The 290-nt window shown below is 78.6% G+C and carries 1 pseudogene; it reads left to right on the forward strand.

The window, feature by feature from the left end:
* Positions 1-290, forward strand: a pseudogene (locus BST40_RS30580) (PE family protein); the annotation flags it as partial.

Here is a 290-nt window from a genome sequence, read left to right on the forward strand (position 1 = left end):
CGGCGGGCCCGGCGGCACCGGTCATGACGGTGGTGGCCCAGGCGTCCCTGGCGGCGCCGGCGGCGCCGGCGGCACCGGCGGTCATGGCGGGCTACTCATCGGCAGCGGCGGCAGCGGCGGCAGCGGCGGCACAGGAGGCAGCGGTGGCACCGGCGCTTCTGGCGGCGCCGGCGGCAGCGGCGGCATCGGTGGCAACGGCGGCCCAGGTGAAAACACGGGTTTCGGCGGTGATGGCGGCGACGGAGGTACAGCTGGTATGGGCGCCCCCGGCGGAGCGGGCGGTGCAGGCG

Source organism: Mycobacterium persicum, from assembly GCF_002086675.1.
GTDB classification, from domain to species: domain Bacteria; phylum Actinomycetota; class Actinomycetes; order Mycobacteriales; family Mycobacteriaceae; genus Mycobacterium; species Mycobacterium persicum.